This is a genomic window from Paenibacillus shunpengii, from assembly GCF_042684905.1.
GTDB classification, from domain to species: Bacteria; Bacillota; Bacilli; order Paenibacillales; family Paenibacillaceae; genus Paenibacillus; species Paenibacillus shunpengii.
Window position 1 is genome coordinate 114,930 of the sequence record NZ_JBHUMJ010000002.1, and the last position, 17,434, is coordinate 132,363.

Annotated in this window: 13 protein-coding genes; 11 read left to right on the forward strand and 2 right to left on the reverse strand. The window is 48.7% G+C overall.

What is annotated here, in order from left to right; genetic code table 11:
• Positions 1-136: 136 nt before the first annotated feature.
• The 4 genes from ACFSVM_RS00525 (at position 137) to ACFSVM_RS00540 (ending at position 4,048) form a co-directional block, all read left to right on the forward strand.
• A complete protein-coding gene (locus ACFSVM_RS00525; protein WP_379259817.1) occupies positions 137-1,342 on the forward strand; it encodes a HupE/UreJ family protein in 1,206 nt (401 codons plus the stop codon).
• A gap of 127 nt (positions 1,343-1,469) precedes the next feature.
• The gene (locus ACFSVM_RS00530) at positions 1,470-1,937 is read left to right on the forward strand and encodes a GNAT family N-acetyltransferase (RefSeq protein WP_379259819.1); all 468 of its coding nucleotides are present in this window, start codon (positions 1,470-1,472) and stop codon (positions 1,935-1,937) included.
• A 154-nt stretch (positions 1,938-2,091) separates the two neighbouring features.
• Positions 2,092-2,790, forward strand: a complete 699-nt coding sequence (dapD, locus tag ACFSVM_RS00535) for a 2,3,4,5-tetrahydropyridine-2,6-dicarboxylate N-acetyltransferase (RefSeq protein ID WP_047912844.1) — start codon at positions 2,092-2,094, stop codon at positions 2,788-2,790.
• Between the two features lie 139 nt (positions 2,791-2,929).
• Positions 2,930-4,048 carry an N-acetyldiaminopimelate deacetylase gene (locus ACFSVM_RS00540; RefSeq protein WP_143757702.1) on the forward strand — a complete coding sequence of 373 codons (1,119 nt, stop codon included), beginning with the start codon at positions 2,930-2,932 and terminating at the stop codon, positions 4,046-4,048.
• 75 nt (positions 4,049-4,123) lie between these two features.
• Here ACFSVM_RS00540 and ACFSVM_RS00545 read toward each other — a convergent pair whose 3' ends face one another.
• Together ACFSVM_RS00545 and ACFSVM_RS00550 are read right to left on the reverse strand one after the other, a co-directional pair.
• Complete coding sequence (locus tag ACFSVM_RS00545) at positions 4,124-5,284, reverse strand: aminotransferase A (RefSeq protein ID WP_076312654.1); 1,161 nt, start codon at positions 5,282-5,284, stop codon at positions 4,124-4,126.
• Between the two features lie 130 nt (positions 5,285-5,414).
• A complete protein-coding gene (locus ACFSVM_RS00550; protein ID WP_076312401.1) occupies positions 5,415-5,696 on the reverse strand; it encodes a hypothetical protein in 282 nt (93 codons plus the stop codon).
• A 387-nt stretch (positions 5,697-6,083) separates the two neighbouring features.
• Here ACFSVM_RS00550 and ACFSVM_RS00555 point away from each other — a divergent pair, with 387 nt between their 5' ends.
• From ACFSVM_RS00555 to ACFSVM_RS00585, 7 genes are all read left to right on the forward strand, one after another.
• Complete coding sequence (locus ACFSVM_RS00555; RefSeq protein WP_379259823.1) at positions 6,084-7,556, forward strand: polysaccharide deacetylase family protein; 1,473 nt, start codon at positions 6,084-6,086, stop codon at positions 7,554-7,556.
• On the forward strand, positions 7,556-8,869 hold the full coding sequence (locus ACFSVM_RS00560) for a nucleotide sugar dehydrogenase (RefSeq protein ID WP_076312399.1): 1,314 nt from the start codon (positions 7,556-7,558) through the stop codon (positions 8,867-8,869). Before ACFSVM_RS00555 ends, ACFSVM_RS00560 begins: the two co-directional genes overlap by 1 nt.
• A 21-nt stretch (positions 8,870-8,890) precedes the next feature.
• Positions 8,891-10,780, forward strand: a complete 1,890-nt coding sequence (locus tag ACFSVM_RS00565; RefSeq protein ID WP_379259825.1) for a glycosyltransferase — start codon at positions 8,891-8,893, stop codon at positions 10,778-10,780.
• The gene (locus ACFSVM_RS00570; protein ID WP_379259827.1) at positions 10,781-11,386 is read left to right on the forward strand and encodes a polysaccharide deacetylase family protein; all 606 of its coding nucleotides are present in this window, start codon (positions 10,781-10,783) and stop codon (positions 11,384-11,386) included.
• The gene (locus ACFSVM_RS00575) at positions 11,349-12,548 is read left to right on the forward strand and encodes a hypothetical protein (protein ID WP_379259829.1); all 1,200 of its coding nucleotides are present in this window, start codon (positions 11,349-11,351) and stop codon (positions 12,546-12,548) included. Before ACFSVM_RS00570 ends, ACFSVM_RS00575 begins: the two co-directional genes overlap by 38 nt.
• Before the next feature lie 44 nt (positions 12,549-12,592).
• Complete coding sequence (locus tag ACFSVM_RS00580) at positions 12,593-13,732, forward strand: glycosyl hydrolase family 18 protein (RefSeq protein ID WP_256209859.1); 1,140 nt, start codon at positions 12,593-12,595, stop codon at positions 13,730-13,732.
• A 190-nt stretch (positions 13,733-13,922) separates the two neighbouring features.
• On the forward strand, positions 13,923-17,384 hold the full coding sequence (locus ACFSVM_RS00585) for a glycoside hydrolase family 2 TIM barrel-domain containing protein (RefSeq protein WP_090726559.1): 3,462 nt from the start codon (positions 13,923-13,925) through the stop codon (positions 17,382-17,384).
• Positions 17,385-17,434: the final 50 nt, after the last annotated feature.

Sequence of the window (17,434 nt, forward strand, 5' to 3'; positions counted from 1 at the left end):
CGAAGGGCTTTCTCCCTTTCTATTTTTAAGAGGTGAATATTTTACATTGTTAAACAATGATTTCATCATCGGATAAACATAGGATGCTATATTGATTGCATTTGAGGTACAAGAGATCGCTACAGGAGGATATGGCATGCAATTATATGATCAATGCGGCAGGACAGAGGATGAATCGGGTGCTTCGAGTTTGCGCAGAAGCTTGCCCTTCGTTGATTTGAGAGGATATACCAAGTGGCTTGCGGCCCTCATCCTCTTTGTAATGACATCAACTATTTTTGCTCAACCGGCAAGTGCACACATGAATACATTGGGATATTCCAATATCCAGGTGGAGCAGAGCGGATTGATATACGAAATAGAGCTTGATCTGCAGGAGGTAGCCCAGTGGATGGATGTCCGATCTGGCGGGGTGTTCATACTGGGGGGAGACAATCAGCCGCCCGAGGGCGAGGTCGCATGGACACAGGACGAGCTCAGATCCTTGATTGAGGAATCCTTAATTGTAGAAGGAGAAGGCCAGGCTGCCGAGCTTGCAACCATAGATGATATCAGGATTGTGGAACGAAATGACACCGGCTATCTGCATATGGTGCTTGGATATGATTTTGCAGAAGCGGCGGATGATTATTCCATTAACTATAATTTTTTCTTTGATATGGACGCCAATCATCAGAATTTCGCTGCAATTCGAATGGGAGAGGCCTCGAAGGATATTGTATTTACCAATGGACAGCAAGTGGCTGCCGGTGAAATTACAGCGGAAGGAAGCAGCAGCACGACGGTTGAGCTGCCGGGCTGGGCCGTCACGGCTTGGAACTACTTGGTGATCGGAGTCCAGCACATCTGGTTTGGGATTGACCATCTGCTGTTTATCCTTGCGCTCGTGTTGGCTAAGCTGCGGCCATGGGACTATGTGAAGGTTCTGACGGCTTTTACCATCGGGCACAGCTTGACCATTGCACTGGCTGCACTGGACATAGTGCGTCTGCCATCAAGCTTCGTGGAGCCGTTCATAGCCCTCAGTATTGCCTACGTAGCTGTAGAGAACATCTTCCGCAAGCAAGTGAATCGGCGCTGGCTTATTGCGCTGCTGTTCGGTCTGATCCATGGATTCGGGTTTGCCCAGGTGCTGCAGGAATCGCCTGTGGATTCCATTGTGCTTGCATTGATCTCGTTTAATATCGGTGTGGAGATCGGTCAGCTGTCAGTATTGGCTGTGGTTATTCCGCTGCTCCTGTGGCTGAGAAGATTCAAGAAAGTCTATACGTACAGCAATGCCCTGATATCTGGAGTGATCATGCTGTTTGGCCTGTTCTGGTTCGTGATTCGGGTGATTTAAACTGAAAAAGACCGTGGATGAAAATTAAAAATCCAGATATAATTTGATAATGCGCTCCATTAACGAAGTAAAGTGAACAGAGGGCTGCCGGTATAGGTGAATTTTTAGAAAAGGAGCCTTTCTCAAAATGACGATGAAGTATTCTGCCGTCCAGGCAACGATACATGATTTAGATGATCTGGTTCCACTATTTGATTCTTATCGTGTGTTTTATGGGCAAGCATCCAATCCTGAGGGTGCAAGGGAGTTCTTGTTCAACCGCTTTAATCATGGGGAGTCGGTCATATTTATCGTGCGTGCAGCTTCTGATGGACAAGCCGCTGGGTTTGCTCAGCTGTACCCCACTTTCTCATCCATCTCTATGCTGCGTTCATGGATCCTTAATGATCTATATGTAATGGAAGCACATCGCAGAGAAGGAGTTGCGGACTTGCTGCTGCAGCAGGTACGGGAGTTTGCGATGGCAACACAGGCTAAAGGAGTCGCGTTATCTACAGCGCCGGACAATAAGGCAGCACGGACGCTTTATGAGAAGCACGGATATGTTATCGATGACGAATTTTATTCTTACTTTTTGACATTGCCAATTCAGTAGTACATACACCAGGTGGATCTAGTCTGAGAAGTAAGTTTGAAGCGAATGTGTGGTCGAGACCAGCGGTGTGAAAAGTAGACTCTGTTCGAGCGCGTATGCTACAATGTTCGCAAGGAAAATAAGCTTGAAGAAAAAGGAGAAAAACATACCAGCCATGGATAAAACAATGGAAGTCATTAATTACATCAAAGATAGCAAAAAGGTTACCCCTGTAAAGGTGTATTTCAACGGTAAAATCACTTCTCCAGTAGAAGGCGTTAAAGTATTTGATTACGGTGACGGCGGCGTGCTGTTCGGCGATTGGGCAGAAGTTCAAGAGCTGCTTGCGAACGACAAAGGAATTGAGTCTTACGAGGTGGAGCATGATCGTCGTAACTCTGCAATTCCGATGCTTGACCTGAAGGGAATCAATGCACGTATCGAGCCTGGCGCGATCATTCGTGACAAAGTAGAGATCGGCAACAATGCCGTTATCATGATGGGTGCGGTTATCAATATCGGCGTTTCGATCGGTGAAGGCACGATGATTGATATGAATGCAACGCTTGGCGGACGCGTTCAAGTCGGCAAGATGTGCCACGTTGGCGCAGGTGCGGTACTCGCTGGCGTTATCGAGCCTCCTTCTGCACAACCGGTTGTTATTGAGGATGATGTTGTCATCGGTGCAAACGTTGTCGTTCTCGAAGGTGTGCGTGTAGGCAAAGGCGCTGTAATCGCTGCGGGTGCAGTCGTGATTGAAGATGTGCCTGAGAACGCAGTCGTTGCGGGTATTCCAGCTCGTGTAATCAAAATGGTTGACGACAAGACCAAGTCCAAGACTACAATTATTGAAGGTCTTCGTAACCTGAAATAAGCAAGTTAAAAGTAATCCAAGCGCGCGCCATCAACAGTGGCGCGTGTTTGTTTATGAGCGGCTTGAGCGTGAGCTTAAGTTAGCAGGCGCATATAACCGAATACGAAAAGGCTTAATGAGTGACTTGAGGAGTGATCGAATGAGCGAGTTTGTAGAGTTAAGACGTAGGCTGCACCAAATTCCCGAGCCGGGCTTTGAAGAGTTCAAGACACAGGCTTTGCTGCTGGAATACATCAGCGGACTACCGCAGGAGCGGCTGGAGGTCAAAACCTGGCGTACAGGTATTTTGGTTCGAGTGAAGGGTTTGATTGGTGAGCGGTGCTTGGGATACCGGGCGGATATGGACGGGCTGCCCATCGATGAAGAGACGAGCTATGAATTCCGTTCAACGCATCCGGGTTACATGCATGCTTGCGGGCATGATCTGCATATGGCTATCGGTCTTGGGGTGCTCACAGAAATCGTGAGAGAGCCCATTAATGATGATGTGCTGTTCGTGTTTCAGCCGGCGGAAGAGGGGCCGGGCGGTGCATTACCGATGCTGGACAGCGAGGAATTTAAGGCGTGGAAGCCTGATTTCATGATGGGGCTGCATATTGCTCCCGAATACCCGGTAGGAACGATTGCTACAAAGCCGGGCATCCTGTTCGCGAACACATCAGAGCTGTTTATTGATCTGACAGGTAAAGGCGGCCATGCCGCTTATCCGCATCGGGCCATTGATATGATCGTTGCGACGTCGAGTCTGGTCATGCAGATGCAGTCTATCGTCTCACGCAATGTCGATCCATTAGATTCTGTGGTTGTGACACTTGGCAAAATTACAGGTGGAACCAAACAGAACATTATTGCAGAACGGGTTCGTCTGGAAGGCACGATCCGGTCCTTGTCAGCCGATTCTATGGCAGATGTAAAAGCCCGGATTGAAGCGCTGCTGACAGGCATAGAGGCTGGCTTTAACTGTAAGACCGAGCTGGATTATGGCTCCAATTATTATCAAGTGTACAACCATGAAGAAGAAGCCGAGCGATTTATGAACTTCGTTCAACATGTTGAAGGTGTGGAACTGATTGAATGTACGGAAGCCATGACGGGCGAAGATTTCGGATACTTCCTCCGCGATATTCCTGGCTTGATGTTTTGGCTTGGGGTTGATACGCCCTATGGACTGCATCATGCGAAGCTGGAGCCACAGGAAGAAGCGATTGGCGTGGCCATTGACGTTGTATCTAACTATTTGCGTCATCGTTCTTCATAAGGGAGGTCACCATACCAAAAAACTGCTTCTGCGCTCATGCGCAGAAGCAGTTTTTTTTGCGGCATTCCTCCGAGTTTAGCTGGACAATCCTTGTACGAAGGACTCGATTCGATCCAGCGCCTCACGAAGCACCTCCATGGAGCAGGCATAGGAGATGCGGATATAGTTGTCGCCGAAGGGAGCGAACGCGGCTCCAGGCACGACCGCAACCCGTTTCTCTTCAAGCAGACGATGGGCGAACGTGGTGGAATCGAGTCCGAATTTAGCTACAGAAGGGAAGATGTAGAAGGCCCCGTTTGGCTGTGTGACCTCAAAGCCAGCACTGACCAGCCGCTCATAGGCATAATCACGGCGTCGTGCGTACTCCTCACGCATCGGCAGGGCGTCATCTATGCCCACAGTCAGCGCTTCGGCCGCGGCTGCTTGGCTGACAGAGCTGGCGCATGTGACATTATACTGATGAACTTTCACAATATGACGTGCAAGATAAGCCGGAGCGAACAGCAGCCCGATGCGCCATCCAGTCATCGAGTGCGACTTCGACAAGCCGTTGATTACAATGGTCTTCTCACGCATGCCCGGCAGAGCCGCAATGGAAGTGTGCGTATCGTCAAATACAAGCTCGCTGTAGATCTCGTCTGACAGGACGAACAGCTCACGCTCCCGAACCAGGTCTGCGATCTCGTTAAGCTCCTCGGAGCTCAGTGTACAGCCTGTCGGATTGGAAGGGGAGGCCAGCACGATACAGCGAGTACGCTCTGTCAAATGCTGACGAATCAAATCGGCGGTCAGCTTAAAGCCGCTGCCAGTCGTATCCATATGTACCGGCTGTGCACCGCACATACGAATAATGGGTTCATATCCCGGATAGATCGGGCCTGGCAGTAGTACCTCGCAGCCTTCCGTAAGAATCGTTCGGAAAGTTACATCAATTGCCTCGCTCGCGCCAGTGGTTACGATGATCTCATCCGCAGGATCATATGTAAGTCCGTACTTCTGTGCCATGAACTCGGCTGCCGCTGTACGCAGTTTGAGTGTCCCCGCATTCGGCGTGTACACCGTTTCTCCACTGTCAATGGCTTGCTTGGCTGCCTCCAGAATATGCTGTGGCGTTGGAAAATCCGGCTGCCCGAGCGTGAGTGACAATACATCTTCATATTGACTGACCATGTTGGCCATTTTTCGTATACCGGATACTTCAATGCTGCGAACCTCCGGTCTAATTAAATGCTCCATAATTTCACCTGTCCCGTCTATATGCGTTTCAATGGTAATCATCATATCATATCGAACGGAGCACTTCGAGAGGAGCATTCACAATAGCTTTTTGGCTGCGTAGCTTCCAGATCACGTGTATCGGCTCTTTTTATATAGCAGTAGAATCAAGATGATCATTCCATTGTTTGAGCGACTGCGCATCTTGATAACCAAGCTTGTGCGCAGTCTTAATCAGCTGAATATTGCTGTGAAGAAAGAGATCCTCCAGCAGTCCTGTTTTATGATATAAATGCTCGGGCATGTGCTCCCTCATATTTTCCAGTGTTTCGCTAAAAAGCTTATAGAGCTCGAGATGCTCCCTTTCACAAATCTCCACAATCTCCTGAGATCTTCTATCAAGTACTTCTCTCAAAATTTGATCTACCATCATCTCTAGTCCTCCCTGTTGTCCATCCATTGAGATCAGAATATGCCTACTGTATAGAACGAACATCATCGCAATATTAAAATAAAGGACTAATTATATTAATATTAAAATGTTAATATATTACAGGTGACAAAAATAATGATGAATCCACTAATTTCATGTCCAAAAATCGCAAAATTGTTAATATATCATGCGTGATTTTGTTTTATAATAGTTCTGAAGTAGTGGCATTTTTTAGAAAATTATTAATCCAATGTACTTAGTTAGCAAGTAAGCATAGGCTTCAAGTCTGGTTAATAGAAGAATAGAATTTCATGGAAATGTAAGTGGGTAATTGTATTCTATATATGCTAGACAAGCGTGTCGAATAATGAAAAGGAGCAAAGCAAGATGCCAAGTACAGCTACATATTACAGGCAGGCCGGACTGATCATTCTGTCCCTGCTGGTTCTGCTGACAGGATGCAGTGCTGCGAACGAGGCAGAGACGATTACGAACGATCCGAATGTAGATCCGGATCCTGTCGTGCAGCGTTATGAAGGAGAGAAGAGTCAGGAGATTCCCTATGTATATACAGGACGCAGAGAGCTCTCACTGACCTTTAATGGAATGGGTGACAGGGAAACGATGGATCGCCTGCTGGATGAGCTGGACAAGTACAAGATTAAGGCTACCTTCTTCCTGCCCGGCATGCGGGTAGCAGAGGAGCCGGACATTGCACAGTCGATCTTGGACAGGGGACATGAAATTGAGAATAATCTGCTGAATCAGCTAGATATCACCGATATGAATTACAACGATATTTATCAGGAGGTTAAGCTCGCGAATGAGGTGATTAAGGAGCACACGGGTGCTGAGCCCGTCTACGTTCGTACCAGATCCGGAGATGTTCCTGACGATCTCGCCCTGGCTGCGGCTCATCTGGGGATGAAGGCAGTGGTAAGCTACAGTATTAATCCGAAGGATCGGGATATGAAGAGCGCAGAGGAGATTGGTGAATATGTAGAGCGTTATATTCATCGAGGCGGGATTATTTCTTTAAATACCGATATTAATCCTGAGATTGTTGAATCAATTAAGTATATTGCGGCAGCAGCGGAGGATATCGGCTACAAGTTGATTCCACTTAGAGAACTGGCAGAGAATGGCGGAGTCCGTAAGCCGCTTGAGGAGATACCCGGCTATGATGCAGTTAAGATCAATCCGGATTACGAGAATGCCGAATACGAGCTGATATATAAGGTCAAGACCAACAAGAAGCAGGTGGCTCTGACACTGGATGACTGGGCAACCGACAAGACAGTAACCCAATTTCTGGATATCCTGGCCGAGAAAAAAGTACATGCTACCTTTTTTCTTCGAGCCAGAGGCGTAGTAGATAATCCCAATCTGGCTCGTGCAATCATTGAAGAGGGACATGATGTTGCCAATCATACGTATACCCATCCGGTTGTTACCTCGCTGACAGCAGAGGAATTGCAGAAGGAAATCGTGACAGCTCATGAAGTGATGACGGAAGCGATTCAACAGCAGCCGCTGATGCTCTTCCGGCCGCCTACGGGAGCGATTGATGCTCAGAGTGCCAAGGTGATTGCTGCGACGGGATATGAGCACATTGCGATGTATGATGTGACAGCAATGGATTGGGACGTATCCCATTCTGCTGACGACATTGTGAATATGGTTATGGACCAAACGGAAAATGGCAGCATTATTCTGCTTCACATTCTCGATGGTATTCACTCTGTCGAAGCTCTTCCAAGGATTATTGATCAGCTGCGAGCCAAAGGGTACACATTTGTCAGCTTGGTAGATTTAATGGAACAGAACAAAACATGGATAAACAGTGATGAGGTAAAATAATGGGATTGTTTGAGGAACTGGCTGCTGGGAACGAGAAGCTCGCAGTGATTGGACTTGGTTATGTCGGGCTGCCAATTGCAGCTGCTTTTGCCAGAAAGTTGAATGTTATTGGATTTGATGTGAATCGTCAAAAAATAAAAGCCTATCAGGATGGAATGGACCTGACCGGTGAGATCGGGGATGAAGCTGTGCGGCATTGCGGCGTGGACTTTACGTCAGATAGAGACCAGCTTGCCGGGGTGCGCTGCTATATTGTTGCCGTGCCAACACCCGTCAAGAGCGGCAACGTCCCTGACCTGGAGGCGGTGCAGAAGGCCAGCCGGCTTGTAGCTGAGCGGTTGACACCAGGCTCGCTCGTTGTCTATGAATCTACGGTGTATCCCGGGGTCACGGAAGAGGTATGCATACCCATTCTCGAGGAAGCTTCGGGACTAACGTGCGGAAGGGATTTCAAGGTGGGATATTCACCAGAGCGGATTAATCCGGGAGATAAAGTCCACCGGCTGGAGAACATTATGAAGATTGTATCCGGCAATGATGAGGAGGCACTGGAGACCGTGGCCAGCCTGTATGAGCTGATCGTCGAGGCCGGGGTTCATCGTGCCGAGAGCATCAAGGTAGCCGAGGCAGCGAAGGTCATCGAAAATGCACAGCGGGATATTAATATTGCCTTCATGAACGAGCTGTCCATGCTGTTTCATGAGATGGATATCGATACGAATGCCGTTCTCAGAGCCGCAGGGACCAAGTGGAATTTTCTCCCGTTTCGTCCGGGCCTGGTCGGCGGCCATTGTATCAGTATTGACCCTTATTATTTGACATACAAAGCGGAAGACAGCGGCTATCATTCGCGAATTATTTTGGCCGGACGGCAGATTAATGACGGGATGGGCAAGTATATTGCCCAGAATATGATCAAGATGATGGTCAAGCAGCAGATGGACTTGAGAAATACGCGCATCGGCATATTCGGACTTGCTTTCAAAGAGAATTGCAGTGATATCCGCAATTCCAAGGTGATGGATATCCTGAATGAGCTAAGCGAATATGGGATTACCCCGCTGGTAGCCGATCCGTATGTCGATGCGGCTACTGCCTATCAGGAATACGGAGTGGAGCTTACCGATCCTGCGCATCTAGTAGATTTAAACATCGCAGTGGTAGCTGTAGCCCACGAATCTTTTAGAGCAATGAGCTTCAACCAGGTGCAGCAGCTATACAGCCATACACAGCCGAAGATCATGTTTGATATCAAGGGGATATATGACAGACACATGTATGAGCAGAGCGGATTTCTCTACTGGAGCTTGTAGTCCACAGATAGGAGCTTCTTTATGATAAGTAGAAAAGACAGGATCAAAGAGAAAAAAGAAAAGCTGACAAGAGAAAAGCTGACCAAGACCCGCCCAGACAGGCGGAAGCTGTCCTATGTGCCGGATCCCGAGAAGGTTCGGGGCTCAACAGATCGGAGAGGTATTGCGGCGGCTGAGGGAACGGAAGGAATAGATGTTGATTACATTAATCGGCTGCGTAAGCTCAGCCTGCGTTATTTGGCCGAATTTGAAGTGAACGTCATACCAAAAGGCCGAAAGAGCAGGCATTCGGTTAGAGGCAAGTCAATCGATATTTCTTCGACCGGACTGTTAATGAAGCTGTCCCATCCGAAGCATCATTTACAGGTAGGGAGCCGGGTGAATGCCAGATTCAAGATCCCGCCGGGAGCTATGCCGGAGGGATTCGAATCGACCGTCCATATGGATGCCAAGGTGGTCCGTATTGTCACACAGGAGCAAACCGAGGATTCAGAAGGCAGTGTGCAGATCGCCCTTGATTTTGAGAAGCCGCTGACCTCTTATCTTCAGAAAAAGCGCTGGGGATACTCAGTCTATTCAGCCAGTGCCATCCTCCTATTCGCGGTGCTGCTGATCATGCTGATGCGCGCAGAGAGTATCATCTATTTCAAATATAATATAGTTCTTTATTTATATAGTCTGATTGCGGCAGCCTTCTTGCTGACCCGGTACTTGTTCGGCGCGATGTACAGGGATGTCAAGGTGGACCCGCTGTATACGCCGGGTGTGTCTATTATTATCCCATGCTTCAATGAAGAGGAATGGATTCATCGAACGATCCTTAGCTGTATCAATCAGGATTACCCGGTGAACAAGCTGGAGGTCATTGTGGTAGATGACCGCTCTACCGATCGGTCGGTAGAACGCATCCAGGAGACCATTGAGATGATCCATCAAGAGGCGGAACGGTATGGGACCGCAGAGAGACTCTCTTATGTCGTGCTTGAAGAGAATGGGGGCAAGCGGGAAGCTCTGGTCAGAGGAGTAAAGATGGCAAAGCATAACCTTGTCGTCTTTGTTGACTCGGACAGCTTTCTTGAGCCAACGGCTATTCGCCATCTGGTGCAGCCTTTCCAGGATCCGAAGATGGGCGGCGTTGCTGGTCGAACGGATGTGGAGAATACGTATACGAACACGATCACCAAGCTGCAGACCGTTCGCTATTTTATCGCTTTTCGTATTATGAAGGCAGCGGAATCCTGGTTCGATAGTGTAACCTGCTTGTCCGGTCCGTTGTCCTGCTATCGCAAGGAATTGGTGCTACAGCACGCGGATGCTTGGCTGACACAGAAGTTCCTGGGGCAGCCTGCGACCTTTGGCGATGATCGAAGCATGACGAACTATATTCTAAAAACCCATCGAACAGGTTATCAGGATACGGCCATATGCTCGACGATCGTTCCGTCTAAAATGGATGTCTTCCTGAAGCAGCAGATGCGATGGAAGCGCTCGTGGCTGCGTGAGTCCTTGCGTGCAGGAACCTTTATATGGCGCAAGGAACCGTTCATGGCATTATTCTTTTATATTGGAGTCATTGTTCCGATTGCGGCGCCTGTTATTGTTCTCTATAACCTCGTCTATGTACCGGTTGTTCATCATGTCTTTCCCTTTACTTTTCTGATGGGACTGTTCATGATGGCACTGCTGATGAGTCTTGCACACCTCTTGTTCAGGAAGAGCAAGCTGTGGGTGTTCGGATTTGTGTTCTGCGTATTTTATGAGTTCATTCTCTTGTGGCAGATGCCTGTGGCCTGGTTCACCTTCTGGAAGTCCACTTGGGGTACGCGGGAGACACCACAGGACATTGAGGCAAGGAAGAAGAAGGAAGAGCGCAAGAACAAACGAAAAATGAAAAAAGGATGGCAGGCCTAGATGATCAATAAGCATAAGACTGCCGCTATGGATGTTCACCGGAAGAATGCGCGAAAGCTGCGCAAGTCGATTATCCAGTTCATTGTTCTAATTCTATTGGCCCTGCTGCTCATAAAAACGTTGTTTAATATGGATAAGTACGAGGAGCCTGACCGGGCTGCTTGGACGGGGACTGACGGTTTTATAGCGATATCCTATTTTGGAGTCGGACGATCAGGTACAGCCAAGCTTGTGGATAAGGATCAGCTGAAGGATCAGCTGGAGGCACTGTATCATCAGGGGTATGTAACGATATCGCAGCAGGACATCCTTGATTTTTACCATGAAGGGAAGTCTCTGCCGGAGAAGGCGCTGTTTCTGTCCTTCGAAGATGGTCGGAACGATTCCAGCTTATTCGCTCAGCCTCTGCTAGAGAGGTTTAATTACAAGGCAACGTTTCTCTCCTATGCCAACAAGGTCGGCAACAGCGAACGGAAATTTGTTCAGCCGAAGGAAATGCTGAAGATGACGGAGACGGGATATTGGGAACTGGGGTCAAACGGCTACCGGCTGAGTTATATTAACGTATTTGATGGAGGAAGGCCGGTTCATCGGAGAGAAGGATGAGAGCGAGCTGCCTGATAAATCAGATATCGAATACTACAATCATTATTTGATGGATTTTATAAGGGACAAGAATATGATCCCTGTTGAAGACCGAACGCAGATGGAAGCCAGAATTAAGGCCGATTATGATCTGATGAAAAATATATATACGGATTCGCTTGGTTATGTTCCCGGCGTATATATGATTATGCACGCCAATGCGATGGGAAACGGGATGAACAGGCTGGTGACGAATGCCAATGAGCAGCAGATCAGAGCGCTGTATGACCTTCACTTTAACCGGGAGGGCAATGCGCTGAATACTCAGGCAGATCAGGTGTATAATCTAAGCCGGGTTCAGCCCGCACCCTATTGGTCGACCAATCATCTGCTGATGAAGATCGTGCAGGATTCGGGTCAGTCTCTGGAGTTCGTCCAAGGAGATGAGCGCGAAGCAGAGAACTGGCGTCTAATAACAGGGGCCGCTGAATTTAAAGAAGGCGAGATCATTCTCACTTCGCCCGCCGGGGGGATGGGCAGACTTGCGCTGCTTGATTCGATTGGCTCTAACGACGTTTCGATTCGTTTCCAGGCTGCAGGCAATGTAGTGGGTCGTCAGGGAGTGTACTTACGGAACGATGAAGAGAAGGGGAGCTACCTGCGGGTCGATCTTGTAAATAACAGTCTGCGTGTTGTACAGAAGACAGCAGGTCATGAGGAAGAAACCATCTATGAAGAGAAGCTGGATCCGGTGATCTGGTCCCATGAAGACCTGACGTATGATAAGGCCTCTGTGTATACCAAGGAGCAGACAACGGCGGGAGATCGGGATGGAGATGAGGAATATCCGATTAATATTGCGGATCAACGTCAAATTCAGATATCGCTGAAGAAGGACAAGCTTAGTGTCACTGTTGATGATGCAGAATGGATTAAGCAACTGCCTGTTGATCCTTCCATAGATGAAGGTAAGCTCATGCTCTATGCTGCTTATCACAAGCAGAACAAGAAGGACACGATCTATGATGGGATCTTCAAAGAGATTGAAGTATATGTAAGTGAACCGGATGCTGAGGAGCCTTCCAAGCTGTACAGCAATATTCCAACAGGCTGGGAGAGAGTATCCTACACGGTAAGAAATGCTTTCAATTCAGCCATTGATTGGGCTGTCGAAACATTTTGATGAGCTGCGATCAATCATGACGAGCTATAGAATGGAGATACGATGTGGTTAGGACAAGCTATGGAAAGCGCAGGAAACGTGGAAATCGTGGGCGACGTGGACGGTATGGGAAGCCGGCATTTGTATTTGTTGTCCTCCTGGTGATCGGTTTACTCGCTGCCCTGCTGTTCTTCCTGCTGCAGAACAAGAATGCTCAGGCTCCAGTTAAAGCTCCAGGGCAGGCCTCAGAGCTGCCCGCTCAGGAGCTGTCTGTCTGGATTACCGACTGGCAGTGGGAAGCGGGCATTGAGGATTGGTCTGCCCTGCACAAGGGGACCGTTGATTTACAGCTGTTTGCAGCTTATTTTGATGAGCGGGATGAGCTGTATTTTACAGAGACGATGTCGAATGCTCTTCCCCGGCTGCATGAGCTGACGGGTGTTGAAGCAGATTCTGATGCACGGATTGGACTCACGCTGGTCAATGATATCATTCATGACGATGGAAGTACGGTCCAGAAGGACCCTGAGCTGCTGACACGACTTACCTCAACGAACGAATCGCGAGCACGGCATATGGAGAGCATTACGAAGATCGTAGGGCGATACGGCCTGGATCAAATCGAGATTGATTACGAGCAGATAAAAGATCAGGATTGGCCGAATATGATCCGGTTTTATGAGGAGCTGGCTCTTGAGCTTGACGAGATGAATGTGTCTCTGCGTATTGTACTTGAACCCAAGGCACCTATTGAGGAGCTGAAGCTGCCTGAGGGACCGGAGTATGTTATGATGGCCTACAATTTGTACGGGGGGCACAGCGGTCCAGGTCCCAAAGCAGATATGGTATTTATTAAGGAGCTTGCTGCGAGGATGAGTCATCTACCAGGTGATCCCATCATGGCTTTCTCGGCGGGTGGATTTGATTGGTCCGAAGGCAGCAGCACGGTCTCTCTTACGGAGAAGGCAGCTGCTGATTTGCTGGATAGATATGAGATCACTCCTGAACGAGATACGAAGAGCGGCAGCTTGTATTTTAATTACACGGATGAGGATGGAGCACCCCATACGGTGTGGTACGCCAATCACGAGACACTTCAAGGCTGGATGGAGGAAGCAGGCCGTGAGGGGATTCATAAATATGCTATATGGCGGCTTGGTGAACTGGGAGAAGATACACGGGATTTGCTTCGTGAAATAGAGTAAATGTCGAATTATTGCGGTTTTTTGTTGCGAAGAAATCGGGTAAGAAATCAAACGTTTTCATGATACAATGGGGAAGTGAATGAGGTACGGAGGCGGAACCTTTTTTGCTTCTTCTTTTTTTTTGCCTGCCAGTACCTATATATGTAAACGCAATCATAATGATCAAATATGTAAATGTGAGAGGTGACCCATGAATCAACAAATATTGTTTAATGACGGCTGGGAATTTGCGAAGATGCACCTTGAAGCAAAGGATGCCGGGGCAGCAGGACAAGATCCGAGTGAACTGAATACAGCGGCAGCGGCTGGGCTTTCTTATGAGCCGGTGGATCTTCCGCATGACTGGTTAATCTATAACTCGCTGGACTTGTATGAGAACAGCATTGGCTGGTACCGCAAGAAATTTACATACAACGAGGGTGAGAAGCAGGTTCTCCTCGCTTTTGACGGTGTTTATATGGATTCCTCTGTCTATGTAAATGGACAGCTCGTGGGCGAATGGAAGTATGGATATTCTGCCTTTGAGCATGAGATCACGCAGGCACTGGTACCCGGTGAGAACGAAATTATCGTCAAGGTCGTACACCAAAGCCCGAACAGCAGATGGTATTCTGGAGCCGGAATTTACCGGGACGTATGGCTTAAGACAAGAGCGAACGATCATATCGTGACGAACGGGATCTATGTATCTACGACTCCGCAGGGACAGGACTGGCTGGTTGAAGTGGAGACAGATGCACATATCCAGCAGGACGGTGAGCTTGTTCACACCATCATGGATCAGGGGAAGGTTATCGCTGCTTCCTCAGATCGGCTTACGGCAGGGACGGAATCCACAGTGACAAGCCGTCAGCAGATAACGGCCGAGAATCCTCTACTGTGGAGTACCGATGAGCCGCATCTGTACCAGCTGGTCACTGAACTGAAGATGGCTGGGGAAACGGTTGAGAAGGTGACTCAGAGTATAGGCTTCCGCACGGTCAGTATGGACCCGAACGACGGCTTCCGCTTGAACGGTGTGAAGATGAAGCTGAACGGCGTGTGCGAGCATCATGACTTGGGAGCTCTCGGAGCTGCATTTAATGTGACTGCCCTGCGCAGAAGATTCGAGCTGCTGAAGGAGATGGGCGTGAACTCGATTCGTACAGCTCACAACATGCCGGCGAAGGCGTTTATGGAGCTGGCGGATGAGATGGGAATGCTGATTGTCTCCGAAGCGTTTGATATGTGGGAGAGATCCAAGACGCCTTATGACTATGCGAGGTTCTTCCCGGAATGGGCGCATACGGACGTGAAGAGCTGGGTGATGCGGGACCGCAATCATCCAAGCCTTATTATGTGGAGTATCGGGAACGAGATTTATGATACACATGCAGATGAGCGCGGGCAAGAAGTGACTCAAATGCTGATGGACTATGTGCTGGAATTTGATCCGAAGCAGAATGGACGCGTTACGATCGGCTCTAACTACATGCCATGGGAGAATGCGCAGAAATGTGCCGACATCGTGAAAGTGGCGGGCTACAACTATGCGGAGAAGTATTATGACAAGCATCATGCAGAGCATCCGGACTGGATCATCTACGGAAGCGAAACGGCTTCGGTCGTACAGAGCCGGGGAATCTATCATTTCCCGTTTGAAAAAGCGATCCTGGCCGACGATGATGAGCAGTGCTCTGCGCTTGGCAACAGTACGACCAGCTGGGGAGCGAAGTCGGCGGAGGCATGTATTTTGGCCGAAAGAGACACGCCGTACTCCCTTGGACAATACTTGTGGACCGGCTTCGATTATATTGGTGAGCCGACGCCGTATCATACGAAGAACTCTTATTTTGGACAGCTGGATACCGCTACTTTCAAGAAAGATTCCTATTACATCTATCAATCCGCGTGGACGGATTACAAGAAAGCACCAATGGTTCACATTTTCCCTTATTGGGATTTCAGCCCTGGTCAAATGATTGATGTACGCGTGTGCTCCAATGCACCGAAGATTGAGCTGCAGCTGAACGGAAGCACTATCGGAACATATGACATTGATCATGAGAACGGTACGCAGCTGGTCGGCTGGTGGAAGGTGCCTTACGAGCCAGGTGAGCTTAAGGCGATTGCATATGACGAGAATGGCCATGTGATTGCGACAGATGTGCAAAGATCTTACGCGGATGCAGCGAAGATTCGCCTGCTGCCGGATAAGCGCATGCTTATTGCCGACGGCACAGACCTTATTTTCGTAGAGATTAATGTGGAAGACGAAGCAGGGAACGTGGTACAGAATGCAAATAATCGTGTGAATGTCAGCGTAAGCGGAGCAGGACGCCTTATTGGTCTCGATAGCGGGGACAGCACAGATTATGATCAATACAAAGGACAGAGCAAACGACTGTTCAGCGGCAAGCTGATGGCGATTATTGGTGCGACGAAGGAGCCGGGAGCGATCAAGATTGAGGTGACCTCTGAGGGTCTTATAGGACAATCCGCCGAATTCCAGTCTGTTCCTGCAGCGGATGAAGTACAGCTTGGCAGCATCGATGCAAACACGAAGAACGAGGCAATGGAGATTGTGATGGGAAGGGCGGCTGAGGTTCCGCTGCGCAAAATCGAGCTCATTAGTAGTAAAGGTCAGGTGCTGAATCCGTCCAATACCATGTTAACGGTGACAGCGAATCTGTATCCGGTCAATACTTCATATACGGATCTTGAGTGGTCTGTCGTTAACGATGCCGGTATTGAGTCCAACATCGCGAAGATTGAGGCGGACGGGCATACCGCTACGATCAGCGCACTTGGTGATGGTGAATTCCTGGTACGCGCCACAAGCAAGAACGGAACCGACAAGACCAAGCTGATCTCCCACTTGGAATTCAGAGCCGAAGGGCTTGGCACCGCCTTCAAAGATCCGTATGGCTTTATTACCGGAGGTCTGTACGATGATGCGATAGGCGATGTCAGCAACGGGAATGAGAAAGGGTTCGCTACGAGCCGCGACGGGAAGACCGTTGTTGGCTTCCAGAACATCGACTTTGGTTCTTACGGTTCGGACACGATGACGATTCCGATCTTTGCACTCTCGAATGAGAAATACTTCATTCAGATCTGGGAGGGCCTGCCGGAGGAAGAAGGCAGTACCCTGCTAGCGGATGTAGTGTACCAGAAGGAATCCAAATGGAATGTGTATCAAGAGGAGACATACCGCCTGTCGAAACGCTTGAATGGGATCACGTCCATCTATTTCGTGCTGAATCAGAAGATTCACGTCAAGGGCTTTACGTTCGAGAAGAAGAATAGAGCCTTCGAGCAGAATGCAGCTGCACAGTGCGATCACATCTATGGTGACACCTTCACAGTCTCGGGAGATCAAGTAGAGGGTATCGGTAATAACGTATCACTGGAATTTAGTGATATGGACTTTACAGTGGAAGGTACTTCAAGAATTGTATTCTACGGCAGCTCACCGATTGACAAGAATACGATTCATATCCGGTTTGCGGGTCCTGATGGCGAGAGCAATCAGCTTGTGGAGTTTGTGCAGTCCAATGGATACGAAGAACAGGTATTTGAGCTGGAGACAGTAACAGGTAAGCAGAAGGTGACATTCATCTTCCTGCCGGGCAGTAACTTTGACTTTGGCTGGTTTAAGTTTGAGAAGTAAGTTTATTCGAAGAAAATTATAAATTGAATGCAGAAAAGAGGGGGCAGATG